At 63.7% G+C, this 24,740-nt stretch carries 24 protein-coding genes and 1 pseudogene; 15 read left to right on the forward strand and 10 right to left on the reverse strand.

The window, feature by feature from the left end; all coding sequences use genetic code 11:
• Positions 1-29: 29 nt before the first annotated feature.
• Genes HBA54_RS26340 through HBA54_RS26360 form a run of 5 tightly spaced genes read right to left on the reverse strand, consistent with a single transcriptional unit; the run spans position 30 to position 5,397 of the window.
• Positions 30-545 (reverse strand): DUF3833 domain-containing protein, encoded by a 516-nt coding sequence (locus HBA54_RS26340; protein ID WP_240932925.1) that lies wholly within the window; start codon positions 543-545, stop codon positions 30-32.
• A gap of 4 nt (positions 546-549) precedes the next feature.
• On the reverse strand, positions 550-1,956 hold the full coding sequence (locus tag HBA54_RS26345; protein WP_167230887.1) for an MFS transporter: 1,407 nt from the start codon (positions 1,954-1,956) through the stop codon (positions 550-552).
• A gap of 6 nt (positions 1,957-1,962) precedes the next feature.
• Positions 1,963-3,162, reverse strand: coding sequence for an SAM-dependent methyltransferase (locus HBA54_RS26350; protein WP_167230890.1), 1,200 nt, complete (start codon positions 3,160-3,162; stop codon positions 1,963-1,965).
• Between the two features lie 46 nt (positions 3,163-3,208).
• Positions 3,209-4,039, reverse strand: a complete 831-nt coding sequence (locus tag HBA54_RS26355; RefSeq protein WP_322096126.1) for a DUF1365 domain-containing protein — start codon at positions 4,037-4,039, stop codon at positions 3,209-3,211.
• Positions 4,036-5,397: an NAD(P)/FAD-dependent oxidoreductase gene (locus tag HBA54_RS26360; protein WP_167230893.1), complete on the reverse strand. Its 1,362-nt coding sequence runs from the start codon at positions 5,395-5,397 to the stop codon at positions 4,036-4,038. Before HBA54_RS26360 ends, HBA54_RS26355 begins: the two co-directional genes overlap by 4 nt.
• Positions 5,398-5,770: 373 nt before the next feature.
• Here HBA54_RS26360 and HBA54_RS26365 point away from each other — a divergent pair, with 373 nt between their 5' ends.
• From HBA54_RS26365 to HBA54_RS26380, 4 genes are all read left to right on the forward strand, one after another.
• Complete coding sequence (locus HBA54_RS26365) at positions 5,771-7,078, forward strand: replication-associated recombination protein A (protein ID WP_167230896.1); 1,308 nt, start codon at positions 5,771-5,773, stop codon at positions 7,076-7,078.
• A 153-nt stretch (positions 7,079-7,231) separates the two neighbouring features.
• Complete coding sequence (locus HBA54_RS26370; RefSeq protein WP_167230899.1) at positions 7,232-7,897, forward strand: cysteine hydrolase family protein; 666 nt, start codon at positions 7,232-7,234, stop codon at positions 7,895-7,897.
• Positions 7,898-8,023: 126 nt separating this feature from the next.
• Complete coding sequence (gene crcB / locus HBA54_RS26375) at positions 8,024-8,419, forward strand: fluoride efflux transporter CrcB (RefSeq protein ID WP_167230902.1); 396 nt, start codon at positions 8,024-8,026, stop codon at positions 8,417-8,419.
• Positions 8,416-9,462, forward strand: a complete 1,047-nt coding sequence (locus tag HBA54_RS26380) for an RluA family pseudouridine synthase (protein WP_167230905.1) — start codon at positions 8,416-8,418, stop codon at positions 9,460-9,462. The genes crcB and HBA54_RS26380 overlap by 4 nt, the downstream gene beginning before the upstream one ends.
• Positions 9,463-9,528: 66 nt before the next feature.
• On the opposite strand, the gene HBA54_RS26385 is transcribed toward HBA54_RS26380, so the two are convergent.
• Both HBA54_RS26385 and HBA54_RS26390 read right to left on the reverse strand, forming a co-directional pair.
• Positions 9,529-9,945 carry a hypothetical protein gene (locus tag HBA54_RS26385; RefSeq protein WP_167230909.1) on the reverse strand — a complete coding sequence of 139 codons (417 nt, stop codon included), beginning with the start codon at positions 9,943-9,945 and terminating at the stop codon, positions 9,529-9,531.
• A 336-nt stretch (positions 9,946-10,281) separates the two neighbouring features.
• A complete protein-coding gene (locus tag HBA54_RS26390) occupies positions 10,282-10,851 on the reverse strand; it encodes a hypothetical protein (RefSeq protein WP_167230912.1) in 570 nt (189 codons plus the stop codon).
• A gap of 122 nt (positions 10,852-10,973) precedes the next feature.
• Here HBA54_RS26390 and HBA54_RS26395 point away from each other — a divergent pair, with 122 nt between their 5' ends.
• From HBA54_RS26395 to HBA54_RS26405, 3 genes are read left to right on the forward strand one after another with little or no spacing between them, the layout of a single operon-like run.
• The gene (locus HBA54_RS26395; RefSeq protein ID WP_167230917.1) at positions 10,974-11,663 is read left to right on the forward strand and encodes an HAD-IA family hydrolase; all 690 of its coding nucleotides are present in this window, start codon (positions 10,974-10,976) and stop codon (positions 11,661-11,663) included.
• Positions 11,660-13,792 (forward strand): AsmA family protein, encoded by a 2,133-nt coding sequence (locus tag HBA54_RS26400; RefSeq protein WP_167230920.1) that lies wholly within the window; start codon positions 11,660-11,662, stop codon positions 13,790-13,792. Before HBA54_RS26395 ends, HBA54_RS26400 begins: the two co-directional genes overlap by 4 nt.
• Before the next feature lie 16 nt (positions 13,793-13,808).
• Complete coding sequence (locus tag HBA54_RS26405) at positions 13,809-14,543, forward strand: ATP12 family chaperone protein (protein WP_205944938.1); 735 nt, start codon at positions 13,809-13,811, stop codon at positions 14,541-14,543.
• 64 nt (positions 14,544-14,607) lie between these two features.
• On the opposite strand, the gene HBA54_RS29550 is transcribed toward HBA54_RS26405, so the two are convergent.
• Both HBA54_RS29550 and HBA54_RS30040 read right to left on the reverse strand, forming a co-directional pair.
• A complete protein-coding gene (locus tag HBA54_RS29550) occupies positions 14,608-15,237 on the reverse strand; it encodes a globin family protein (protein WP_437126267.1) in 630 nt (209 codons plus the stop codon).
• Positions 15,235-15,534, reverse strand: a pseudogene (locus tag HBA54_RS30040) (methyl-accepting chemotaxis protein); the annotation flags it as partial. The gene HBA54_RS29550 and the pseudogene HBA54_RS30040, both read right to left, overlap by 3 nt.
• Before the next feature lie 236 nt (positions 15,535-15,770).
• Here HBA54_RS30040 and HBA54_RS26420 point away from each other — a divergent pair.
• From HBA54_RS26420 to HBA54_RS26455, 8 genes are all read left to right on the forward strand, one after another.
• A complete protein-coding gene (locus HBA54_RS26420) occupies positions 15,771-17,303 on the forward strand; it encodes an acyl-CoA carboxylase subunit beta (RefSeq protein WP_167230923.1) in 1,533 nt (510 codons plus the stop codon).
• A gap of 69 nt (positions 17,304-17,372) precedes the next feature.
• Entirely contained in the window at positions 17,373-17,987 is a 615-nt protein-coding gene (locus HBA54_RS26425; protein WP_167230926.1) for a glutathione S-transferase family protein, read from the forward strand.
• 142 nt (positions 17,988-18,129) lie between these two features.
• Positions 18,130-20,136, forward strand: a complete 2,007-nt coding sequence (locus tag HBA54_RS26430; protein ID WP_167230929.1) for an acetyl-CoA carboxylase biotin carboxylase subunit — start codon at positions 18,130-18,132, stop codon at positions 20,134-20,136.
• Between the two features lie 15 nt (positions 20,137-20,151).
• On the forward strand, positions 20,152-20,592 hold the full coding sequence (locus HBA54_RS26435; protein ID WP_167230932.1) for a hypothetical protein: 441 nt from the start codon (positions 20,152-20,154) through the stop codon (positions 20,590-20,592).
• Entirely contained in the window at positions 20,589-20,867 is a 279-nt protein-coding gene (locus tag HBA54_RS26440; RefSeq protein WP_167230935.1) for an acylphosphatase, read from the forward strand. Before HBA54_RS26435 ends, HBA54_RS26440 begins: the two co-directional genes overlap by 4 nt.
• A 42-nt stretch (positions 20,868-20,909) precedes the next feature.
• A complete protein-coding gene (locus tag HBA54_RS26445; protein WP_167230938.1) occupies positions 20,910-22,349 on the forward strand; it encodes an MltF family protein in 1,440 nt (479 codons plus the stop codon).
• Between the two features lie 86 nt (positions 22,350-22,435).
• A complete protein-coding gene (locus tag HBA54_RS26450) occupies positions 22,436-22,762 on the forward strand; it encodes an ArsR/SmtB family transcription factor (RefSeq protein ID WP_167230941.1) in 327 nt (108 codons plus the stop codon).
• 84 nt (positions 22,763-22,846) lie between these two features.
• Positions 22,847-23,911 (forward strand): permease, encoded by a 1,065-nt coding sequence (locus HBA54_RS26455; protein WP_167230944.1) that lies wholly within the window; start codon positions 22,847-22,849, stop codon positions 23,909-23,911.
• On the opposite strand, the gene lipB is transcribed toward HBA54_RS26455, so the two are convergent.
• Positions 23,875-24,594, reverse strand: a complete 720-nt coding sequence (gene lipB / locus HBA54_RS26460) for a lipoyl(octanoyl) transferase LipB (RefSeq protein WP_167230947.1) — start codon at positions 24,592-24,594, stop codon at positions 23,875-23,877. The two genes, HBA54_RS26455 and lipB, sit on opposite strands and share 37 nt — an antisense overlap.
• Between the last annotated feature and the right edge of the window lie 146 nt (positions 24,595-24,740).

Genomic DNA, 24,740 nt, shown 5'->3' on the forward strand with positions numbered 1-24,740 from the left:
TCGACCGGGATCTGCTCTAGTGTGCGATGTTACTCGGCAGCGATGCTGTGGCCTTCAAGTGCCGCGGCGTTCTGTGCCGGAACTTTTTGAAAAAAAATCGTCACCTCGCCGATGTCGAAACCGAACTTGCTGACGCGGGCGCGGTTCATCAGAACGTCGTCCGGCTGCAGAAACATCCAGTCATCGAAGTGCACGTTCCAGATGGAATCGCCGACCTTCAGGGCCAGGGTGTAGCGCCAGTTCAGGGCGTTGCCGTAGGAAACGCCTTCGGCGGTGCCGATGACATCCGCGGCGGTGCCTTCGTAGCGATGATCGTCGAGCTTGTTGATCGTCCAGATGCGCTGCTGTTCTTCCCCATCCGAGTAGACGAAATCTTCGACCAGGGTCAGTGTCTTGCCATCCCAGGTGCCGGTGATGTCGACAACGAACTCGCGGCGCAGATTGCCGAAGCGATCCACGAACAGGCCCCAGGCCCGGGTCTCTCCGGCGAGGTAGTCTTCGATCAAAAGGCGCGGCTCGCGGCCGTCGAACTGTTCGGGGGTCATGCTGCTACAGCCTGCTGTGAAGAGAAGAAGGATCGCTGCGAAGCAACGGAGAAGAACCATCGTCGGCCTCTGGCGTTGTTGATCGTCTGCTTTCGCGCCTGTTGATCAGCGCACGAATGCGGTGCTGGCGTTGTGCCGTGATGGGGAAGTTCCAGACCAGCAGGATCGCCGCCAGCTTGAACACAACCGGTGCCAGGCCGTAGAGCAAAGCCAGGGCCCAAACGGCGCCGGGTTGTTCTGCGGCGGGGGTGAAGCCGGCAAGATCCAGCAGCGGAAAGGAAAGGCCGACGGCCAGCGCCAGGGCGAGTTTCGTCGCAATGCCCCAGAGGCCGAAGTACACCCCCGCCCTTTGCCGGCGGCTGTGCAGGCTGTCCAGGTCGATGACGTCGGCCTGTATCGCCGGCGGCAGCGCCAGGTCGGCGCCCAACGCGAAGCCGGAGAGAATGCAGACCACAAGAAAGGCCCAGGTGTCGCCGGGGCCCAGCAAGGGCACCCAGATGAAAACGCCGCAGGCCAACAGCATCGCGAGGCACCAGGCCCTGTGCTTGCCGATCCGCGAGGCGAGGCGCAGCCAGAGTGGCAGCGCCGCGATCCCGCACACGAAATAGGTCAGCAGCAGAGGTCCGGTCCAAGATTCAGCTTCCAGTCCGAATTTCACATAAAGCAGGAACAGCGTGGACGGCAGTCCGATCGCTATCCCATTGAGGAAATAGGCCGAAACCAGCCTCAGGAAAGGGCCGTTGCGCAACAAAATCGCGACGGAGCGGCGCCAGGGCAGGGTGGTTTTCTGCGCTATCGCGGGTTCGTTTACCGAAAGGCAGGTCGCTGCAACGCAGAGTGGCAGCGCGACCAGTATCCCGATAAAAAGCCACTCGAGCGTCAGGCTCCGGTCATCTCCGACCAGGCTTGGCAGCGCGGCTGCGATCACCGTGCCGACGACCACGAAGCCTTCGCGCCAGGCGGCGATCCGGCTGCGCTCGTTGTAGTTCTGCGACAGCTCTGCGCCCCAGGCGGAATAGGGCAGGAGGATCATGGTGCTGCCCAGGTAGAGGGCCATGGTCCAGGCTGTCAGGTAGATGAAACCCGGCGCCTGCGCGGGCAGGAAAAGGAACCAGGCGCTGATCAGGAGGATCGGAACGCCCAGCAGCATCCAGGGACGCCGGCGCCCCCAGGGTGTGCGCAGGGCATCGGAAAGGCGCCCCATCAGGGGGTCGGTGAAGAGATCCCAGATGCGGGCGATGAGAAGGGCCCCGCCGACGGACGCCAGGCCGAGGCCCAGTTCCTCCGCATAGAAAGCCGGAAGGTAGACGTAAAGCGGCACACCGATGGCCGCCAAGGGCAGCCCGGGCAGACCGTAGGCAAGCAAGAGGGGCCGGGAGAGACCCGCGCCCTTGGCGTTTGTGTCTGGCAAAGCCGGTTACCCGCGGGACAGGGCGATCTGACGGACATCGATACGGCCGATCTGAAATCCCACCTCGCAGTAGGCGAGGTAGTAGTGCCACATCCGCCGGAAGCGTTCGTCGTAGCCGAGCGCCGAGATACCGGGCCAGGCGGCTTCGAAACGCTGGGCCCAGTCCGCCAGAGTGCGGGCATAGTCCAGGCCAAAACCACGGTCGCCGACCCACTCCAGGCCGGCCTGTTGAATGTTTGATTTCAAAGCCTGGCGCGACGGCAGAAGACCGCCTGGAAAGATATGGCGCTGGATGAAGTCAGCACCGCGTCGGTAGGGCTCCCAGATCGCATCGTCGATGGTGATGATCTGCAGTGCGATCCGTCCGTCGGGATGCAGGGCCTCACGCAGTTTGTCGAAGAAGACCGGCCAGTAGCGCTCGCCCACCGCTTCGAACATTTCGATCGACGCCACGCGGTCGAAACTGCCCGTTACGTCGCGGTAGTCCTGACGCCTGATTTCGACCTTCTCGTTCAAGCCGTCCAGGTGAACCCGCTTGCGGGCATAGTCGTACTGCTCTTCGGATATGGTGATCCCGGTCACCCGGCAACCGGTCTGCTTTGCGGCATAGGCGGCAAAGCCGCCCCAGCCGCAACCGACCTCCAGCAGGTGATGGTCGGGGTTCAGCTCGGCGAGCTGCGTCATGGCCTGGTACTTATTCTGCTGCGCCGATTCCAGGCTGTCGGCTTCGGAGGCAAAGACCGCCGACGAATAGGTCATGCTGGGGTCCAGCCACTGCTCGTAAAACGCGTTCCCGAGATCGTAGTGGTAAGCGATGTTGCGCTTTGACCCGGTCTTCGAATTGACCCGCAGCAGGTGCGGCAGGCGGTGCAGGAAGCGCATGAACGGATGCCCGTTGACCACTTTCTGCCAGGCGGCTTCGTTCAGCGCACCGACCTTGATCACCGCCGCCAGGTCTTCGGTTTCAAAGTCGCCGTCCACATAGGCTTCGGCAAAGCCGTTGTGTCCGCCAAGCAGCAAGCGGCGGACAAAGCGTGGCCTGATAACCCTGAGCATTGCCGAAGGGCCGGGCTCCGCACCTTCAAAGAGATGCCGCGAACCGTCCGGCAGTTCCAGAAGCACAGAACCGGCGCGAAGGCAGCGGCCCAGGGTGATCAGGAGTCTGTAAGGACCTAAGGACACCAGATTGTTTTGCCTAAGGTTCATCGCGATGTCCAGTTGGCTTGTGTAAGGGATTGACCTGAAAAGGCTGTTACGGAGCGGCCCGGGTAACCGCCTGCGCCGGCGGTGCGCCACGCCGGTAAAAGCGCCCGCCCTTGCGCCAGATCCAAAGCGCCTCCCAATGGATCGCAGCCATCACCTTGGCGGTCATGAGAGGGTAGCGCAGGAGCGCACGCCACAGCCCGCCGTGATCGATGGCGACCCGCCGCCCGGTGAGCGTTGCCAGAAGAACTTCCCCTTCGGCGACGGCCTGGCGGATCAGGATTGAAAGACTCTCCTGCGGTTCGCGCAGCCTGAAACGATAGGCGGAGGCCATCTCAATGAAGGGTGAGACGTAGAATTTTTTCTCGCAGCTTTGCAGGATCGGTTTGTTGTCGCGATTGTCCTCGGCAACCGGGATCAGATAGCAGTGCTGCTCGCCGAAGGTGTTCTTCACCTCGTAGATAATGGCGCGCAGCGACCCGTTGCGATGATGGCAGAACCAAACCGAAAGAGGGTTGAAGACGTAACCCAGGATACGCGGAAAACAGAGCAGGCGAAGGGCGCCACCCTCCAGGTCGATGCCCGCTGCCAGCAACTGCGCTTCCGCCCAGGGCCTCAGTGGCGTTCCGTCCCGCGGCCCGTGATCGCTATCGCGAAAACTGAAGATGTTGAAGCGGTTGTGAGAAAGCAGCGGCAGGCTGCGGGTCAGGCGCGGCAACTCGTCCAGATCGAGAAAGAGCGAAAAAACGCTGTAGCGAAAGCGGTGCGTGAAGGGACGCATACGTTTGTGCATCACCTGCCCGAAGTAGAGGCAGGATCGAAGCGCCCCGCTTTCCGCGACGGTCGCAGCCGGGTCTGTCTTTGCCGGGTGTCGCGTCACTCGGCAGCCTCCATGACGGCGGCGGGAACCACGGCCTCTGCCGCGGGGCTGCGCGGGATGACGTCTTGCGCCCAGGGGGCCGGCGCGCCGAGGGCGGCGGCGACACCCAGGCCGGCCTGCAGCCCGTCCTCATGAAAGCCATAACCGCAGTAGGAGCCACAGAACCAAGTGCGCAGGGAGCCCTGGATATCCGGCAGGGTCCGTTGTGCCTGCAGGGCCGCGGCATCGAACAGCGGGTGGTCGTAGACGAAGCTTCGCAGTACCGAGCCCAGCGCCGGTTCGCGCTCCGGGTTCAGGGTAACGAACAGCGGATGGCGCCGGTCGATGCCCTGCAGTTGGTTCATCCAGTAAGTGACAGAGACCTTCTGCGTATCGAAGTCGCCCAAGGTCGCCCCGTCGGCCGGCGCGGCGATGCTGCCGCTGGTGTAGTTCCAGCTTGCCCAGGCGCCGCGCCGCCGCGGCATCAGGCTGGCATCGGTATGCAGCAGGGCACGATTTTCTTCGTAGCGGAAGGCGCCCAGGACGGCCCGCTCCTTGTTCGTCGCACCGGCACCGAGCATGCGCAGAGCCTGGTCGGCATGGCAGGCGAGCACGACCTGATCGAAGCGTTCCTCATCCCGGCCGGCGGCGCGCAGGTAGACGCCGTCGGGCGCGCGCCGCAGGGCGGCGATCGGGCTTGCCAGGCGCACCTCGCCCCTAAGCGCGTCCCTGATGCGGCTGACATACTCGCGGCTGCCGCCGGTAACGGTGCGCCACTGCGGCCGACCCTTCATCAACAGCAAGCCATGGTTCTCACAGAACTGGATGAAGGATTGGGCCGGGAAGGCCAGCATGTCTTCCAAGGGCGTCGACCAGATCGCCGATCCCATCGGCAGCAGGTGGTCCCGGGTAAAGGCTTCTCCATAGCCGCCATGGGTGAGGAGTTCACCAAGGCTCATGCTGGCGGTTTCCGCCTCTCGCATGGCGCCGGGGGCATCGCGGTAAAAGCGCAGCAGATCGCGCAGCATCGACCAGAAACGCGGCCGCAGAAGATTGCGCTTCTGAATGAACAGCCCGGCGGCACTGCCCCGGTATTCCAGGCGGCCGTTGTCGAGCGAGACCGAGAAGGACATATCGCTGCGCTGGGTCGGCACAGCCAGTGCCTCGAAAAGCCTGGTCAGGTTGGGGTAGGCAAGTTCGTTGTAGACGATAAAGCCGGTATCGACGGCCAAGGGCGCCCCGCCCAGGGTGATGTCGACCGTATTGGCGTGACCGCCAAGGCGTCCTTCCGACTCAAAAAGCGTTACGTCATGACTTTTGTCTAAGGCCCAGGCCGCACCCAAGCCGGTGATGCCGGCCCCAACAACTGCAATCTTCATACTCTTCCCTTATCGACCTGCGCCTTTGGGCGGCTCCGTGATTTTTACGATCCCGGTCTGCCGAGGGCACAACCTCTCTTTTAGATACCTAGTGCGGCGTACCGCGCAGGGACAGGCCGCTTTTCAATCCGTTGTCGATCTTTCCGGAACGCCCCACCCTGTGTGCCGCTGCGCCCTGACCAACGCATATTCACTTGTACTGATACGCGGCTAAATCCTTAATGGATCATGATCTTGGATAACCGATAGGCTGTCGTAGGGGGCCGTCGCCTTGTTGTAGGCTCCATTGGTCGGCTGCCGCCACAGGCGGGCCTTGAAGCGGAGAGTCCAATGCGTCAGAAAGCCCGATGACGGGAGAAAGGCGCGCCACGCCATGACAGGACTATTTGAAAGCCAGGCCCCGCGGCCCTTGGCCGATCGTCTCAGGCCGCAAAGCCTCGCCGAGGTGGTGGGGCAGGACCACCTTCTGGGGCCGGAGGGCCCCCTTGGCCGGATGCTGGCGTCGGCCCGTCTGGCATCGCTTGTTCTTTGGGGGCCGCCGGGTTGCGGCAAGACCACGATTGCGCGGCTGCTGGCCCAGGAGACGACCCTGGAGTTCGAACCGCTCTCGGCGGTCTTCTCCGGCGTCGCCGATCTCCGCAAGGTTTTCGAGCGGGCCAAGCAGCGCCGTCTCGCCGGCCGCGGCACTTTGCTTTTCGTCGATGAGATACATCGCTTTAATCGGGCCCAGCAGGACGGCTTCCTGCCTTTTGTCGAAGACGGCACCGTTGTTCTGGTGGGCGCCACGACCGAGAATCCTTCCTTCGAGCTGAACGCGGCTTTGCTGTCGCGCTGTCAGGTCCTCGTCCTCAAGCGGTTGGAGGAAGCGGCCCTGCGTGAGCTTCTGGCGCGGGTCGAGGCCTTGGAGGGCCGCAATCTGCCGCTGACCTCCGAGTCGCGGGCGGCCCTGATGGCCATGGCCGACGGGGACGGGCGTTACCTTCTGAATCTGGCCGAAGAGGTGCTGGCGCTCGCCGGCCGGGAGCCCCTGGACACCGCCGCCCTTGCCGCGGTGGTCCAGAAGCGCGCGCCGATTTACGACAAGGGCCAGGAAAGCCACTACAACCTCATCTCGGCTCTGCACAAATCGCTGCGCGGGTCCGACTGCGATGCGGCGCTCTACTGGTTCGCCCGGATGCTGGCCGGCGGCGAGGACCCCCACTTCATCGCCCGCCGTCTGGTGCGCTTTGCCGTCGAGGATGTCGGCCTGGCTGACCCGGATGCGCTGCCGCAGTCGATGGCTGCCTGGCAGGCTTTTGAGCGGATCGGCTCACCGGAGGGCGAGTTGGCCCTGGCCCAGGCGGTGATCTATCTGGCCACCGCGCCAAAGTCCAACGCCGCCTACAAGGCCTATAAGGGCGCGCGCAAAAGCGCCGGGGAGAGCGGCTCGCTGGCGCCACCGGCGCATATTCTGAACGCGCCGACGGGCCTGATGCGCGACCTGGGTTACGGCCAGGGTTACCATTACGACCACGACACGGCAGAGGGTTTTTCGGGTCAGGATTATTTTCCTGAATCCTTGGGGCGACAGCCCTTCTACCGCCCTGTCGAGCGCGGGTTTGAGCGAGAGATCCGCAAACGGCTCGACTATTGGGCGAAGCTTCGCAACCGTCAGCAAAGCGGTGATGGAAGCGAGGGTTAGAGCCAGCCTTGCGTTTCGCGCGCGGCTGCCATTCCGCCTTGCCTGTTGTTTGCTGGCGTAATGGTCGTAGTTTGTCACCGTGACAATGACGCCGGGCTGCTTAGGGCCCGAGTGGCAAATTAACCAAACTCACTAGGATCATAGGGGCGTTGCATGGCCAACTACTGCGTGCCTGATAAGGGCAAAGCAGCTCTTCTTTGTATCTCTGCGCAGCGTGATTTCATCACGCCGGGCTCGCCGCTGCGGGCCTCGGGAACCCGTTCGGCGCTGCCGAACATGAAGCGGCTTGTTGAGGCGTTTCGGGCCCAGGGCGCACCGATCTTTCACTCGGTCCGGCTGTATAAGGCCGATGGTTCCAACGTCGATGCCTGCCGCCGTCAGGCGGTCGAAGAAGGCATGCGCATTCTCATGCCCGGCACTTTGGGCGCCGAGCTGATCGACGATCTGCAGCCCAGCGCCGACATGCGCCTGGATCCGGAGCTGCTGTTCTCCGGCGAGTTCCAGGAGGTCGCGGGCAACGAGTTCGTCCACTACCGCCCGCGTTGGGGCGCCTTTCACGATACGGCGCTGGAAGCCAAGCTGCGCGAACAGGAAGTAACGACCCTGGTGATCTGCGGCTTCAGTTTCTCGACGGGCGGCCGCGCCTCGGTCTACGAAGCGTCGGCACGCGATTTCAGGATTATCCTGGCGACCGATGCGCTTTGCAACGCGACCGAGGACTCGGTGCGCGAACTCGGCCGGATCGGGGTCTATCTCATGGACAGCGCCAACTGCCTGTCCTGGATGGGCAGCGGTGGCCCCCGTTCGGTGGCTGCATAGAGCGCAGACCCGAAAGGGCCCACACCGCAGCAAGGGCGTTTGCGCCCCGGTTTCGTCTCTGATAGCTAGAAAGCCGCCGCCGCCCGATCGGGCGGACGGCCTTGGTTTGGCAAGGGGACGGGGCGCATGCAGGTTCAGGTCTTGGCGAGCGTTGCGCTGGGCGGTGCCCTGGGTGCGCTTGGACGCTATTTGATGATCGCCCAGGTGAGCCATTGGTTCGGTCCCTGGATCGGGGGGTTTCCGCTGGGGACCCTCAGCGTCAATGTGCTCGGGTCTTTCGTCATGGGGCTCCTGGTGGAGGTCATGGCGATAACCTGGTCGCCCTCGGCAGAGCTTCGCGCGCTCCTCACCATCGGATTTCTGGGGGCATTCACCACCTTCTCGACTTTTTCCCTGGAGGCCTTTCTGCTCTACGAGCGCGGCGCCGTCTTCCAGGCGGCAGGCTATGTCGCCGCTTCCGTGGTCTTTTCCATCGCCGGTTTTGCTGCGGGCCTCTATCTGGTGCGGATCAGCGTCGGATGAGCCAGGTTCAGCAGATCACCGTTGCGGCGGAAGAAGCCGGCCAGCGGCTGGACCGATGGTTCCGCCAGCGCTTTCCCCAGGTCACCCAGGGGCGCCTGGAAAAGCTCCTGCGAAAGGGCGAGGTGCGGGTTGACGGGAAACGGGCAAAGTCGGCCCACCGGATCGAGGCCGGAGAAACCGTTCGCATACCTCCCTTGCCGGACCCGGAAACAGCGCGGCCGGCAAGTGATCGGCCCGGGCGGGTGCGCCTCTCGGCGGAGGCCGAGGCGGACCTGCTGGGCAGGGTCCTGTACCGCGATGCTTCGGTCATTGCCCTGGACAAGCCGGCCGGCCTGGCGGTGCAGGGCGGCAGCGGTCAGTCGCGTCACCTGGATGGTATGCTCGACGCCCTTCGGTTCGGCTCTGGCGAGCGGCCGAGACTGGTCCATCGGTTGGATAAAGATACCGCCGGGGTCCTGCTGCTGGCACGCAACGCCGCCAGTGCCCGCGCGCTGACGGCGGCCTTCCGCGGCAAGACTACCCAGAAAGTCTATTGGGCCCTGGTCAGGGGCGTGCCGGAAGAGCGGCGGGGCTTGATCGACCTGCCTTTGGCCAAGGTCCGGTCCGCTTTGGGCGACGCAGTGGCGCCCGCCGGCGAGGACGGCAAGGCCGCCCAGACCCTGTACCGCGTGGTCGAGAGCTACCGCCGTGATGTGGCCTGGCTGGTGCTGATGCCACTGACCGGGCGTACGCATCAACTGCGGGTCCATTGTGCGGCCATGGGTACGCCCATCGTTGGGGACGGCAAGTACGGTGGACGCGATGCCTTTCCGGCGAAGCTGGATCTGCCGAAGTCCATGCACCTCTTGGCGCGGGAGCTTGCTTTGCCGCATCCGGATGACGGCACCACCCTGCGGACCACGGCACCCTTGCCGGCCCATATGGCGGAAAGCTGGAAGAAGCTGGGGTTTGATGAACGAAAAGGCGAGGCGGCTTTCGAAGCCCTGTTGGCCTATGCCGAAGGCATCAGCCACTCACCCGGCCAGGGCCACAGGTCTTACTAGATCGCCGCATCCACATCTTTGGATTGGCGTCTTTGCCTAGAGGCCCTGTTTGCCCTTACAGACCGGCTAGAATGCGGAGAGACGACGCGGCTCGGATCGCTGTACCAACTGGCGATAGCGCTTGCTCTGGGCCGTGACAGTCGGACGGTTCTGGTTGCGCAGGGCGGCGGCGGTTTTCTTGCGCCATTCCATATCGCTCATCACCGTGGCCAAAGAGAAGCCCCACTCGGAACCTGCCTCCGGCTGATATTTAGTGCTCTCCGCTGCCGAATAGTGACGCTCAACTGAATTGAGCCAGTCGTCGGCGGCTGCCGGAGAAGAAATCGCGATGGCCGTGGCCGCGGCGATGGTGAAACCCGCAAGTTTGCCCGTGATGTGTTTAGAGAACATGCCCACCCTCTGGATTTGTTGTCTGGAGCCCAAGGTATAAGCATGATTTTTTCTTAATTCTCCTTCTAAAATCTTAATATCCAAAAATGACATCAATCAAAACCCATAGATGTCACAGCATTAGTCAAGGATATGGCATTTTTACTTGGTTAATTGTTTGTTAATAGTTGGGCAAATGTGACCGAAATGTGGTCTACTCATAAAGAATCTTTTTTTATCAGGTAGATAGGGCTGTGGATAAGGGTGCGGCAAATAAGATGGGTGACAGATTTGGCCCCACTTCGGTCACCATTTGCGAGGCAAGGCGCCATATAAGCACTTCACCTTTTAGCCACGAGAATGAGGCGGAACTGCCGCATTGGTTAAGGAATTGCGACGATCAGAGACGGTTCAGGCAGACTCGGTTGGCCCATCGCCGGGCACCGGCGTTTACTCGCCCTTGCGCCGGGGACTGAAGAGGTCGCGGGCCACCTGCCTGATAAGCTGTTGGAAACGATCGGAGTCCGGCGCTTCAGCCTCCTCGACCCATCCCTGTACTGCGGAAACCAAGCGTTCCCCGTTGCAAAAAGCCGCCAGAACCTCGATGCGGCCGTCGCTGCGCGCTTCGCCCCCGTCGGGCTGGTTCTTGCAGAGGGCCAAAACCTCGGTAGAGGCTGGGGCGTTGAACAGCAGCAAGAGCTTGAAGCGGGGATCCTCTGCTTCTGACGGTTCGGTGGCAACGCGCAGCCTGCGTGTCTGAATAGCCTTCTCCATCGTCCCGGCGATCAGGGCTTCCAGCGCCGGCGACGCGGCAAAGGCCTGGCCGTGGATTTCCAGGTGAAGCGGCCCCTGGTTCCTGGTGGCGGCGATCAGGAACTCCTGTGCGCCGCTGGGGTGCATGAAGCGGGTGTTGGTGGCGGGGCCCTGGTCGCAGGCGCTCACGGCCAGCATCAGGCCCAGAGACAGGCAGAGCCGGGGCCGGCTAGGGTGTCTGCTGCCGGGTTGCGCTGTGTTTGCCATGCTGGCGCCTCGCTGCTTGGGCCGGGTCCGGGACCGTCATTCCCCGCCATTGCAGAAAGTCGCGGCGGGAAAGGGCGAATCACCTTAAGCATGCGGGCCCAACGTGATAGAGACAACGCGCAATGAATCAGCTCCCTTTTCGCCACCGCTTCATCGTTTTCGACCTCGATGGAACACTGGTCGACAGCCAGCACACCATCGTCCACTGCATGGGCCAGGCATTCCGCGCCGACGGCTTGGCGGCCCCGACTGCGCCTTCGGTTCACAGCATCATCGGGCTGAAGCTGGAGGTGGCGGTCAACGTGCTGTTGCCGGAACCCGATGAGGGCCGGGCCCAAAGGGTCGCCGGCCTTTACCGTGAAGCCTTTCACGAGCGCCTCAGCCAGCCCGATCATGAAGAGCCGCTGTTCGAAGGCGCGCGGGATGTCCTGGCGGCCCTTGATCACCCGGAGCTGATGCTCGGCATCGTCACGGGCAAGGGACGGAACGGCCTGGTCAGGGTGTTGGAAGGGCATGGCATCGAAGACTGCTTCGCGACGCTCAGAACAGCGGACGACGGCCCCAGCAAGCCGCATCCCCATGTCTTACAATTGGCCATGGCGGATGTCGGGGCCGATCCGCAGGATACGGTGATGATCGGCGACACGACCTTCGATATTCAGATGGCGCGGGATGCCGGCTGCGATGCGCTGGGCGTGGATTGGGGTTACCATCATCGCGATCAGCTGCATGCCGCCGGAGCGGGCCTGGTGATTGATAAGTTTACTGATCTACATGAGGCTCTTGTGAGCCTTAGCGGAGCAACAGGATGAGATTGAGGCGGGTTCTCTATTGGAGTGTCGCGGTGGTTACCGGGATTGTGGTCGCCGGTTACGCCGCGCTGTCGTCGCTGCAGTTCGACGACCTGACGACGTTGCTTCAAGGAGAAGTCAAACGGGCGACCGGACGCGATCTGGTGATCGCCGGGCCGGTCGACCTGCAGATCTCCTTCAGCCCTTCGGTCGATCTTCAGGATATTCGCTTTGCCAATGCTTCCTGGGGCAGCCGCGCGGAAATGGCCACCATCAGCCGCCTGGAGGTGGAGGTCGAACTGTTGCCGCTGCTGACCGGCGATATCGTCGTCAATCGGCTGGTTCTGGTCGATCCGGATATACTGCTGGAGACCGACGCCGAAGGCCGCGGCAACTGGGAGTTTGAAACGGCGGCCTCCGGGGCAGCGGATCAGGGGACGGAGACGGCGGGAAAGGATAGCGGCGGCGGCTTGCCCGACATACAGGCCTTTGCGGTTCAGGGCGGTCGCCTGACGGTCAAGGGTGCGACCCCCGAGGAGCAGTTGCGGGTCGATCTGACCGAGGCTTCCGGCCTGGTTCCGGAAGGTGGCGCAGCGCGCAGTCTGATGGTGGCGGGACGTTACAACGACAGTCCGTTTCGGGTGGAAGGCACCTTCGGCAGCCTGCGGGCCGTTCTCTCAGGCGATGCCAGCCCGCTCGATCTGGCCGTGGAGGCAGGGGGGGCCAAAGGAACCATCAAGGGAACCGCCGGCGATCTTGTCGGGGCTGCGAGGGCGAAGCTGGCCGTTACCGCCCAGGGTGACAGCCTGGCGGCACTGACCCCCCTGGCCGGGACCGAGATCCCCAACCTGGGGCCCTATAAGTTGACAAGCGATGTCAACATTAATGGGAATCTCATTGATTTTTCTGGATTAACGGCGCAGGTCGGCGGCAGCGATCTGGCCGGCGCCGGTACGCTTGATCTCAGTGGCAAGCGCCCGGTTGTGACCGCTGATCTGGCCGCCAAGACCCTGGATATGGCGGACTTTGCGCCGCCGACGGAATCGTCGGCCCCTAACGATCAAGAGAAGGCGGAGCAAAGCGGAGAGAAGGGTGGCCGGATCTTCTCGAAAGAGCCGTTGGCGCTCGATGGGCTCGCCGCCCTGGACGGCGAACTGGCGCTCAGCGCTGGGGAACTGCGGGCGACGCCGCGGGTCATTCTGAATGACGTAAAGCTCTCCGCGCACCTGAAAGAAGGCCGGCTGCAGGTTGAGCCGATGCAGGCGGTCTTGGCCGGCGGCACGCTGACTGGCCGCGGCAGCCTGGATGCCCGGCGGGAGCCGGCTGTCGTGGACCTGGTGCTGCAAGGCGAGGGCATGGATTTCGGGGAGTTGCTGCAGGCCGCTGAAATCAGCGACCGGGTCGGTGGGCCCTTGGCGCTGGACGTTGCCTTGTCGGGCAAGGGCGGCAGCGCCCATGCCCTGGCATCCAGCCTCGACGGACATGTCCAGGCGGTCTCTCAGGACGGGACCATCGACAATGCCCTGCTCAGCTTCTTCAGCGCCGGCCTCAGTAACATTACCGGTCCGCTGTTCGGAACGGCTGATCAGGCCAATCTGGACTGTATCATCGGGCGTTTCGATATTGTGGCGGGCCAGGCCAAGAGCCGCGCGCTGGTGATGGATACCGGAACCTTCGCCATTGCCGGGCGCGGCGGTATCGACCTGGAGGCTGAAAGGGTCAGCCTGACCTTCGACACCGAGACCAGCGAACCGAGCCTGGCGAGCCTGGCGGTGCCGTTCAAGGTCATCGGCCCGATGGAGGACCCCAGCATCGTCCCCGACGCGATCGGGGCGGCGGTGAATGTGGTGGGGACAGTCGGGACGGTGGCCGAGACCAGCGGGAACATTGTCGCCGGTGCGGTCGATACCCTGGGGGGGCTGGTCGGAACCGGTCCGCTGATCGGCAAGATCGGCGGCGATCAGACCCTTTGCGGCGAGGCGCTGACGGCCATCGGCCTGGCCCAATCCGGCCCGGCTAACTCTGATCCGGCCAACTCCGAGGTCCAGCCTGCCGGCGGCGCTGCGCCGGGCCAGGCGACCGAAGAGCCGTCACCCACAGGTGTGATCGAGGATATCGGAGAAGGCCTTAAGAACCTGTTCGGTAACTGATTTTTCGGTTTACTTCATGCAAAAGATCAAGCGTTTCTACAAGACGGCCACGGCGGGCGCCGATGCCGGCGATGCCCCGGGTTTTCAGGTGCTGCTTGACGGGCGGCCTGTCCGCACGCCGGCCAAGGCGCCTCTGGTGGTGTTGTCGCAGCCGCTCGCTCAGGCTATCGCCGAGGAATGGCAGGCGCAGGATGAAGAAGTCGATCCGGCGCTTATGCCGCTCAACAGTCTCACCTGCACGGCAATCGATATCGTTGTTCCGCAGCGCGACAGGATCGTCGCGGATCTGGCGGACTATGGCGGCCATGACCTGATCTGCTACTGGACCGATGAGGTGGGCGAACTGCTGGGCCTGCAGCAACAGCACTGGCAGCCGCTGCTGGATTGGGCGGCTGATCGTTTCGCGGCACCGCTTCTGAAAACCGGCGGGGTCGTTTCGCAGGAACAGCCGGCGGCCAGCTTGGCGGCCCTGAAGCAAGCCGTGGCCGATCACCAGGGTATGGCCTTGACCGGGCTTGCGGCAGCAGTACAGGCGGCTGGCTCCCTGATTATCGGCCTGGCCCTGTCGCATGGTAGGCTGGATGCCGATCAGGCCCATGCCGTGTCGCAGCTGGACGATACCTACCAGGCACGGCGTTGGGGCGAGGACGCCGAGGCGGCGGCACGGCGCGAGAATCTGCGCCAGGAGCTGCTGTCGGCGGAGCGGTTTCTGGAACTGCTGCGATGCGGCGAGGGTGTTGCTGCTTCCTAGAAGCTGCTCAGACGCCAGGCGGTTGATGTGGACGCGGGCGCGCTTTCCGGTCTCGATCGGATCCCTAGACGTCCCGCGTGGCCGGCGGCTCCTGCGCGCCTGTCATCATGACTTCTGCCAGGGTGCCGTAGGTCTTGGCCCAGGCCGCCTCGACCGCTGGCGTATAGGCGTCCTGCAGGCCCTGCTGGAGAGTCCAGAGCAGCGCCTCGGCGACGCTCGTGTAGTGCTTCAACTCGACGCCGTAAGCATGGTGGCGCTGGCCCATTACCTTGACCGCCGGTACCAGCTTGTCGAGTTTCTCGAGGCTTGAGACCGCAGTCTTCAGCACGGCCATGAGCTTGCGGCCCTGCTCGGTCATGTCACCTTTGAAAAGCGGCTTGGTGCTGGGGTCGATCTCGAACAGCCTGCCGTAGAACAGGGCTGCGGCGTCATCGGCGATGGGCTCGACCAAAGCAAAGGTTTCCTGCACCAGCTTGATCTCTGCGGCCGAAAGCGGGCCGCTGACCACAGGCGCAGGCTTTGATGCCCTGGCCGGCGCGCTTGCCTTCGCCCTGGTTGGCCGCGCCGCCGGTTTGGGCGCTGCGGTCCGCTCAGGTGTGGTGGGCTGGGGGGCGACGTGAACCGGGGCCGGCTGGCGTTCGGCGTCTTCGTTGAGTTTCGACAGCTGATTGATCCGGTGGGTCAGGCTGCCCACGATATCGCCGATCTGGTTGGTCGCCTTGCTGGTCTGCCCCGCCAGCTGCTTCACCTCGCCGGCAACCACGGCAAACCCCTTGCCGGCTTCACCGGCGCGCGCCGCTTCGATGGTGGCGTTCAGGGCCAGCAGGTTGGTCTGCTTGGCGATCGCTTCGATCTGCCCGGCCATGTTGGCGACATTTTCCACCTCGCTGCGCAGCGCCTCGATCTGCTCGGCGATCCCGCCGGCGGGTTCCTGCCCCGCATTTTCATTACTCTTAACGTTTGCTGCGGTGCGGGCGTGACTGGCTGACATAGGGTGTCCCTGCTGAAGCGGTTTCGGTGTCTGGGGATGGTTTCCTCATTCGTTTCTATCCAGACGTCGTTAACAATCGGCTAATACTAATCAATTTGTTCAGACTTAACCCAGGCGGGGCGGGCCAGCCGGAGGCTCGGCAGTGGTGCTGCCTCCTGGCACGTGCTATCAGCTTTTGCGGATATATCCACCGGCAGCGGGTGGCCAGTTTCTTAGGGCAGGGGACGACAACGACGATGCAGGACATCCTTCAGCAGCTTCAGGCCAAACGGGATCAGGCGGCGATTGGCGGCGGCCAGCGGCGCATCGACTCGCAGCACGCAAAAGGCAAGCTGACGGCGCGCGAACGGCTGGAGATCCTGCTCGATGAAGGCTCCTTCGAAGAGTGGGACATGTTCGTCGAGCATCGCTGCAGCGATTTCGGCATGGAAAGCCAGACGGTCGCCGGGGACGGTGTCGTTACCGGGCACGGCACCATCAATGGCCGGCTGGTCTTCGTCTTCTGCCAGGACTTTACCGTGTTCGGCGGGTCGCTGTCCGAGGCGCATGCCGAGAAGATCTGCAAGGTAATGGATAAAGCGCTGCTGGTGGGCGCACCGGTGATCGGGATCAACGATTCCGGCGGCGCCCGCATTCAAGAAGGCGTGGCCTCGCTGGCCGGCTATGCGGAGGTGTTCCAGCGCAACGTGCTGGCTTCCGGTGTGGTGCCGCAGATCTCCATGATCATGGGGCCCTGCGCCGGTGGTGCGGTCTACTCGCCGGCCATGACCGACTTCATCTTTATGGTGAAGGACAGCTCCTACATGTTTGTCACCGGCCCCGACGTGGTGAAGACCGTGACCCACGAAGAGGTTTCGGCCGAGGCGCTGGGCGGTGCCACCACCCACACCACCAAGTCGGGCGTGGCCGATCTGGCCTTTGAAAACGATGTCGAGGCGCTGCTCGAATTGCGACGCTTTGCCGATTTCCTGCCGGCCTCCAACCGCGAAGCGCCGCCCTGGCGGCCGACCGACGACCCCGCCGCCCGGGAGGAATCCTCGCTCGACAGTCTCGTTCCCGCCGATCCCAGCAAACCCTACGACATGAAGGAGCTGATCGAGAAGGTCGTCGACGACGGCGATTTCTTCGAACTGCAGCCGACCTACGCCGGCAACATCCTTACCGGTTTCGGCCGCATGGAGGGCCAGACGGTGGGCTTTGTCGCCAACCAGCCGATGGTGCTGGCCGGCTGTCTGGATATCGCTTCCTCCATCAAGGCGGCGCGCTTCGTGCGCTTCTGCGACTGTTTTAATATCCCCATCGTCACCTTCGTCGATGTGCCGGGTTTCCTGCCGGGCACCTCCCAGGAGTTCGGCGGCATCATCAAGCACGGCGCCAAGCTGTTGTTTGCTTATGCCGAGGCCACTGTACCCAAGGTCACCGTCATCACCCGCAAGGCCTATGGCGGGGCCTATGACGTGATGGCCTCCAAGCATCTGCGCGGCGATGTGAACTATGCCTGGCCGACGGCGGAGATCGCCGTCATGGGCCCCAAGGGCGCGGTGGAGATCATCTTCCGCGGCGACATCGGCGATGCCGACAAGATCGCTGCGCGCACCGAGGAATACCGCCAGAAGTTCGCCAACCCCTTTGTCGCCGCTTCCCGCGGTTTCATCGACGACGTGATCATGCCGCACGGCACCCGGCGGCGGCTCTGCCGGGCGCTCGCCATGCTGCGCGACAAGCAGTTGGAAAACCCCTGGAAAAAGCACGACAACCTGCCGCTTTGAGCTTGGCGGGGCGATTGTCCGAATGCCGGGTGAGATGAAGTCGCCGTGACCTCAGAGGAGAGATCGTTCGTGAAACTCTACGCCGATTCATCGTCAGGAAACTGCTATAAAGTGCAGTTATTATTGAGTTTTCTTGGCCTTCCTTACGATCTGGTCGAGGTCAACGTTCTATCAGGCGACACCCGCAAACCGGGGTTTTTGGCCAAAAACCCCAACGGCCGTATCCCGCTGCTGGAACTGGATGACGGCAGCCTCCTGCCGGAATCCAATGCCATCCTGTTTTACCTGGCCGAGGGCACGCCCTTCCTGCCTGAGGATCGCCTCGGGCGGGCGCGGGCGCTGCAGTGGATGTTCTTCGAGCAATACAGCCACGAGCCCTATATCGCCGTGCTGCGGTTCTGGCGAAAGTATCAAGGCAGGACGCGCGAAAGTGAGCCCGGCTGGGCCGAGCGTGAGGAGAAGGGCTACGCCGCCCTGGATGTCATGGAGCGTGCGTTGATGGAACGGCCTTGGTTTGTCGCTGAAAGCCCGAGCATCGCCGACATTGCGCTTTACGCCTATACCCATGTCGCCGCCCACGGAGACTTCGACCTTTCTTGCTATGGCGCGATCAATGGCTGGCTGGACAGGCTGGCGGCTCTGCCCGGCTACATTGCCATCGCGCCACCTCCCGGGCGTGCCTAGAGCAACGGCGCGACCGCCAAGCGGATTGCAACACCAGCCGCAAAACAAGTACATATCCAGAGGTAACAAAACAGCAAAACAACAGGGTGTCGCTTGTCCGGGCTTCGATCCGGACTTCAACAAGCCGACGCGATAGGGGCGGATGTTCAAGAAGATCCTGATTGCCAACCGCGGCGAGATCGCCTGCCGCATCATCAAGACCTGTAAACGCCTGGGCATTCAGACCGTTGCGGTCTACTCCGCAGCGGACGCCGACGCCCTGCACGTACGCCAGGCCGACGAGGCGGTTGCCATCGGCCCCGCCGCGGCGGCCGAGAGCTACCTGGTGATGGACAAGATCATCGCCGCGGCCAAGGAAACCGGCGCCGAGGCGGTGCACCCGGGTTTCGGTTTCCTGTCGGAGAACGCCGCTTTCGTCGAGGCCCTGGAGGCTGCCGGCCTGATCTTTATCGGCCCGCCGGTGAAGGCCATCGGCGCCATGGGTGACAAGATCACCTCGAAGAAGCTCGCGGCGGCGGCCAAGGTCAGCACGGTTCCCGGCCATCCCGATGCCATCGAGGACGAGGAAGAGGCGGTCAAGGTCGCCGGGGAGATCGGCTATCCGGTGATGATCAAGGCCTCGGCCGGCGGTGGCGGCAAGGGCATGCGGGTCGCGGCCTCCGAGGCCGAAGTGCGCGAAGGTCTGCGCTCCGCCCGCAACGAGGCCCGCTCCAGCTTCGGCGACGAGCGCGTTTTCATCGAGAAGTTCATCGAGCAGCCGCGCCATATCGAAATCCAGGTATTGGCCGATGCCCATGGCAACACCCTGCATCTGGGCGAGCGCGAATGCTCGATCCAGCGCCGTCATCAAAAGGTGGTGGAAGAGGCGCCGTCGCCCTTCCTGGACCCCAAGACCCGTGCCGCCATGGGGGCCGAGGCGGTGGCCCTGGCGGCGGCGGTCGACTATCGCTCCGCCGGTACGGTTGAGTTCATTGTCGATAATAAGAAGAACTTCTATTTTCTTGAAATGAATACGAGAATTCAGGTTGAACATCCGGTAACCGAACTGATCACCGGGCTCGATCTGGTGGAGTGGATGATCCGGGTGGCGGCGGGCGAGCCGCTGGCCTTTGCCCAGGAGGACGTCCAGTTGAACGGCTGGGCTGTCGAGACGCGGGTCTACGCCGAAGACCCGCTGCGCGACTTCATGCCCTCCATCGGCCGTCTGGTGCGTTACCGCGAGCCGGTTCAGCCGGAAGAGGGCGGCATCACCGTGCGCATCGACAGCGGTGTCGAGGAGGGCTCGGAGATCTCCATGTTCTACGATCCCATGATCGCCAAGCTGGTGACCCACGGTCCGGACCGCGCCGCTGCGATCAATGCCATGCAGGCGGCCCTGGATGCCTACTGCGTGCGCGGCATCAACCACAACATCGCTTTCCTGACCGCGGTGATGACCAATCCGCGGTTCAGGGCCGGCGACATCTCGACCAATTTCATCGCCGAGGAGTTCCCCGATGGGTTCCAGGGCGCCGTTGCCGCCCCTGAGACCTTGGAGGCGATGATCGGCATTGCCGCTATCCTGCAGCACCGCCGGGCCGGCCAGGAAGCCGCCATCTCCGGCCAGATGGACGGGGTGCCGGACTTTGATCCGGCCAAGCCGGGGGACTGGGTCGTGATGCTCGGCCAGGATCAGCATCCCCGCCGGGTGACCCCGGTCGAAGGCGCCTATCGCGTCACGCATGGCGAAGCCGCCTTGTTAATCGAGGTCGAAGGACGCCTGGGCGATCTGGTGACGGCCTGTTTCATAGACGGCCGTCCGGTGACGGTGCAGGTCGAACGGCGTGGCCCGGCGCTACGCCTCAGCCATGCCGGCATCGTGGTCGAGGCCCTTGTCCTGGCACCGCGCGCCGCCGCCCTGGCCGCCCTGATGCCGGTGAAGGAGCCGCCCGATCTGTCGCGATTCCTGCTGTCGCCCATGCCGGGCCTGCTGATGTCGCTGGCGGTCGAAGAGGGGCAGGCCGTGAAGGCCGGCGAGGAATTGGCGGTGGTGGAGGCGATGAAGATGGAGAACATCCTGCGCGCCGCACGCGACGGCAGGGTCGCCAAGGTCCACGCCGGGCCGGGAGAAAGCCTGGCGGTCGATCAGGCGATCCTCGAATTCGATTAGAGCCGGGCACGGGCTGTGGATCAGCTTGAACGCCCCTCAGAACTTTTGTGGGATGAGCGGCGCGCCTGGTTCGAAGAGCAGGAGGCGCAGCGCGCCAAAGCCGGGGCACCGGCGCCCAGCGAGCAGGCCTGCGCCTTGATCATCGACCTTCAGGCCGTGTTCTGCAGCGGGGCCTGGGCCGCGGCGGTGATCTTGGCCTATGCCATTGCTGAGGCACAGAGCAGCCACCGGGCCGCGCGGCCCGAGGGTGTCGGCGAAGGCGACTGGAAATGGCTGCGCGCTCTGCGCAATCGGCTGGTACACGAGAACCCGGGCAAGGCCAGCTTCACCGTCGAAGACCAGTGGATGCGCCGCGACCTCTGGGAGGAGCGGGCGCGGCACGCCGTGGTCATTGCCTTTGCCGCCCTTTACCCTGACCTGTCCGGACGAGAGAACGCGGCGGGGGAACGGCCGTGACCAAGGCTCTGCACGTCGTGATCTCCGGCCGGGTGCAGGGGGTCTGGTTTCGTGGCTGGACACGCCAAGCTGCGGCATCGTTCGGCCTGGACGGCTGGGTGCGCAACCGGCGCGACGGCAGCGTCGAGGCGGTCTTTTCCGGCGATGCGAAAAAGGTGGAGGCCATGCTCCAAGCCTGTTGGCAAGGGCCGGATAGGGCCCGCGTGACCACCGTGGACAGTTCCGTGTATGATGACAAAGTTGAACCGGGTTTCGTTGTAAAGACAACGGCTTGAAGTGGTTTTCTTGGCGCGCGCTTGAGGATGCTGGAGAGCATAATGAGACGATGTCGGCTGTTGATTGTCGCTTTGCTCGTGGTGCATCTGCACCCTTGCGGTACTGCCCTGGCCGATGCCGAGGGCGACCCGGACGCGCTTGTCGAGGCCGCACTGAAGCCTTGGACCGGCGACCTCGCGGGCATAAAGGCGCGCGGCTTCCTGCGCATGGCGATCCCGCACAATCCCCTTTTCCTGGCCTTTGACGGTGAAGCGCGGATCGGTGTGGCGGCGGAGATCGAGCGCGAACTCGAGGCTTATCTGCGCAAGAAGCTGAAGGCGCGGGTCGATGTCGTTTTGATGCCCTTGGCGCGCGACCGGCTGTTGCCGGCGGTGATTGAGGGGCAGGCCGACATCGCCGCGGCAAATCTGACGGTTACACCGGAACGCGAGGACATCGTCGCGTTCTCCAACCCGACGCGCAAAGGGGTCGCTGAAATCATCGTCTCCGGGCCGGCGGCCGGTGCAATCGCCAGCTTTGACGACCTGGCCGAGGTCGGTCTGCATCTGCGACGCTCCAGCAGCTACTACGGTCATGTCACCGCCCTCAATGCCGCGCGGGAAGCAGACGGCAAGCAGGCGATCCCGATCATCGAAATGGACGAAGCGCTGGAAGATCACGATTTGTTGGAGATGGTGCAGGCGGGCATCATTGAGGCCATCGCGGTCGATGACCACAAGGCGGGCCTCTGGGCGCAGGTCTTCGACAAAATCGTACTGCACGACGGCTTGGTGCTGGCCGACGGAGGACAGATCGCCTGGGCCCTGCGCAAGGACTCGCCGGAGATGTTGACGCTGATCAATGGTTTCGTGGCGACCGTCCGTAAGGGCACGCTGCTGGGCAACATCCTGGACAAGCGTTATCTGAAATCATCCGACTGGGTTCAGCGGGTCGACTCCCGCGAGGCCCGTGCGAGGTCCCTGGAAGTGGCGACGCTGATCCGTGACTATGCCGGCCAGTATGATTTCGACTGGATCATGATCCTCGCCCAGGGTTTTCAGGAATCCGGTCTCGATCAGTCGAAGCGCAGTTCTGCCGGCGCCATCGGCATCATGCAGTTGCTGCCCACGACAGCCCGGGACCCGAATGTTGGTATTCCGGATATCACCTTGGCCGAGAACAATGTCCACGCTGGCGTGAAGTACCTGCGGTTTTTGAGAGACCGGTATTTTTCCGGCGATGAGATCGCGCCGCTGGATCGGGTCTTGCTTTCCTTCGCCTCTTACAACGCAGGGCCGGGCAATATCGCGCGGGCGCGCAAGCGGGCCGCGAAGATGGGGTTGGACCCCGATATCTGGTTCGACAATGTGGAGATCGCCGCCGGCAGGGTGATCAGCCGCGAGCCCGTTATCTACGTCCGCAATATCTTCAAATACTCGGTGGCTTATGCCCTGAGCAGCGAGATCGCCGAGACCCGCCGGGCTCTTTCAGGGAACCAGTAAGCGTCGTCGAATACCGCTTTTCTGGTCATTTCTATAATTCTAGAAATATCGTTGACTCCTTGTCTCCCCCGGCGTAGGGTTTGAGGATGGAATTGAATCAGGCTGCCCGCTGCCTTGAGAAACTCGGCCATCCGATCCGCCTGGAGGTCTTTCGCCTGCTGGTGCGGGCCGGGCCGGAAGGCTTGCCGGTCGGGGAGATCCAGGAGCACCTGGGGGTGCCGGCCTCGACCCTGTCGCACCATATCGCCCATCTGGTGAACGTCGGGCTGGTGGCGCAGGAAAGGCAGGGGCGCCAGCTCATCTGCCGCCCTGAGTTTGGCTTGATGGACGGTTTGATCGATTTCCTGACGGCGGAGTGCTGCATGCTGGTGGACAAGCCATCAGAGGAAGATAAGACGCGCGAGGCGGGCTGAGCTTTCGGGTTTGCGCTCTTTTTTTGATGAAATAATTCGAAGATCCCGGAAGGGTCGAAGCTAAATCCTGGAAGGAGTGATCAGATGACCAGCCTTGTTTCCGCCATGTCCGGTGCGGTATTTGGCGCCGACGGTTTCGTCCGGCGCATCGACCGCGTCTGGCTGGCGCTGCTGCTGCTCTTTGCAGGCCTGGCGCTGGCGGTTCCGAGCCAGGCGGTCGACAGCCTGGCTTTCATGCTGGACGCCTTTTTCTGGCTGCTGCCCTTCCTCCTGCTCTCGGTCGCCCTGGCCGCCTCGCTGAAGGCCGCCGGCGCCGACAGCCTGATCGCCGGGGTGGCCAGCCGCTCGGCGACCACGGCGATCGTCATCGCTTCGCTCGCCGGGGCGGTTTCACCTTTCTGTTCCTGCGGGGTGGTGCCGCTGATGGCGGCGCTCTTGCTGGCCCGCGTGCCGCTGGCCCCGGTGCTGGCTTTCTGTGTCGCCTCGCCGTTGATGGACCCCGAGCAATTCATCCTTATGGCGGCGACTCTCGGTCTGCCTTTCACCCTCACCAAGACCCTGGCGGCCATGGGCCTGGGGCTTGCTGCGGGCTTTGCCACCCAGGGCCTCCAGCGGGCCGGCCTTTTTGCCGATCCTTTGAAAGCGGCGATCGGTTGCGGTGGTTGCGGCACCCCCAGCCTGCCGGAGGGAAGCCTGCGCTGGGCCTTTTGGGATGAGGCGCCGCGCCGCGCGACCTTTGTTGCCGAGGCGCGTTCGACGACCCTGTTCCTCAGCAAGTGGCTGCTGCTGGCTTTCGCCCTGGAAAGCCTGATGGTGGCCTGGATCCCTGCCAGCCTTGTCGCCAGCACCCTGGGTGGCGACGGCTGGCAGGCGATCCCCCTGGCCGTGGTGGTCGGCGTTCCCGCCTATCTGAACGGTTTTGCCGCAATCCCCCTGATCGGCGAGCTGATGGCCATGGGCATGGCGCCCGGCGCGGCCTTCACCTTTCTCATCGCCGGCGGCGTTACCAGCCTGCCGGCCGCCATGGCGGTCTATGCGGTGGTGCGCCGCGCCGTCTTCTTCTGGTATCTGGCGGTGGCACTGGCCGGTTCGCTGCTGGTCGGCGTTGCGGTTCAGGCTTTCCTGACCACCACCGGATCGACGTTCTGAACCGGGCCGAAGATCCCCTCGAAGCTGCCGCGCAGCGCCGCATCCAGATCGGCCATGGTCACCGGCAAGCCCAGGTCGACCAGTGAGGTCACGCCATGTTCGGCGATGCCGCAGGGGACGATGCCGCTGAAGTGCTCCAGATCCGGCTCCACGTTGATGGCGAGGCCGTGGTAGGTCACCCAGCGGCGGATGCGCACACCGATGGCGGCGATCTTGTCCTCGCGCGGCCCCAGCGCTCCGTCGTTGCGCGCAACCCAGATACCGACGCGGCCCTCGCGCCGTTCCCCGGTGACGGCGAAACTCGCCAGGCTGCGGATGATCCATTCTTCCATGTCGTGGACGAAGTGGCGCAGATCGGGGCCCCGGCGCTTCAGGTCCAGCATCACGTAGACGACGCGCTGGCCGGGCCCGTGATAGGTGAACTCGCCGCCGCGCCCGGTCTTGAAGACGGGGAAGCGGTCCGGCGCGAGCAGGTCCTCGTTGCGGGCCGAGGTGCCGGCGGTGTAGAGCGGCGGGTGTTCGACCAGCCAGATCAGCTCCGGCGCGCCCTGGTCGCGGATCGCCGCAACGCGCCGCTCCATGACGGCCACCGCATCGGGATAGGCGGTCAGCCCCGGCTCGACCCGCCATTCCAGCGGGGCGGGGTCCTGCGGTGTTACCAGTTTTGCGGCCGAAGCATCCATGACCGCAGAAGATAGCCACTGGCGGCGGAATTACCATCGGTTTCGCTATCCGGCGGGGGGCCTTAGGCTCTTGCGCTCGGGCGCAGCGGCGGTCATCTTCTGACCGTCGTACACCATTCGCCTGGGTTTGCAGCCTGGCCTGCGGC

Source organism: Pelagibius litoralis (genome assembly GCF_011683915.1).
GTDB lineage: Bacteria > Pseudomonadota > Alphaproteobacteria > Kiloniellales > Kiloniellaceae > Pelagibius > Pelagibius litoralis.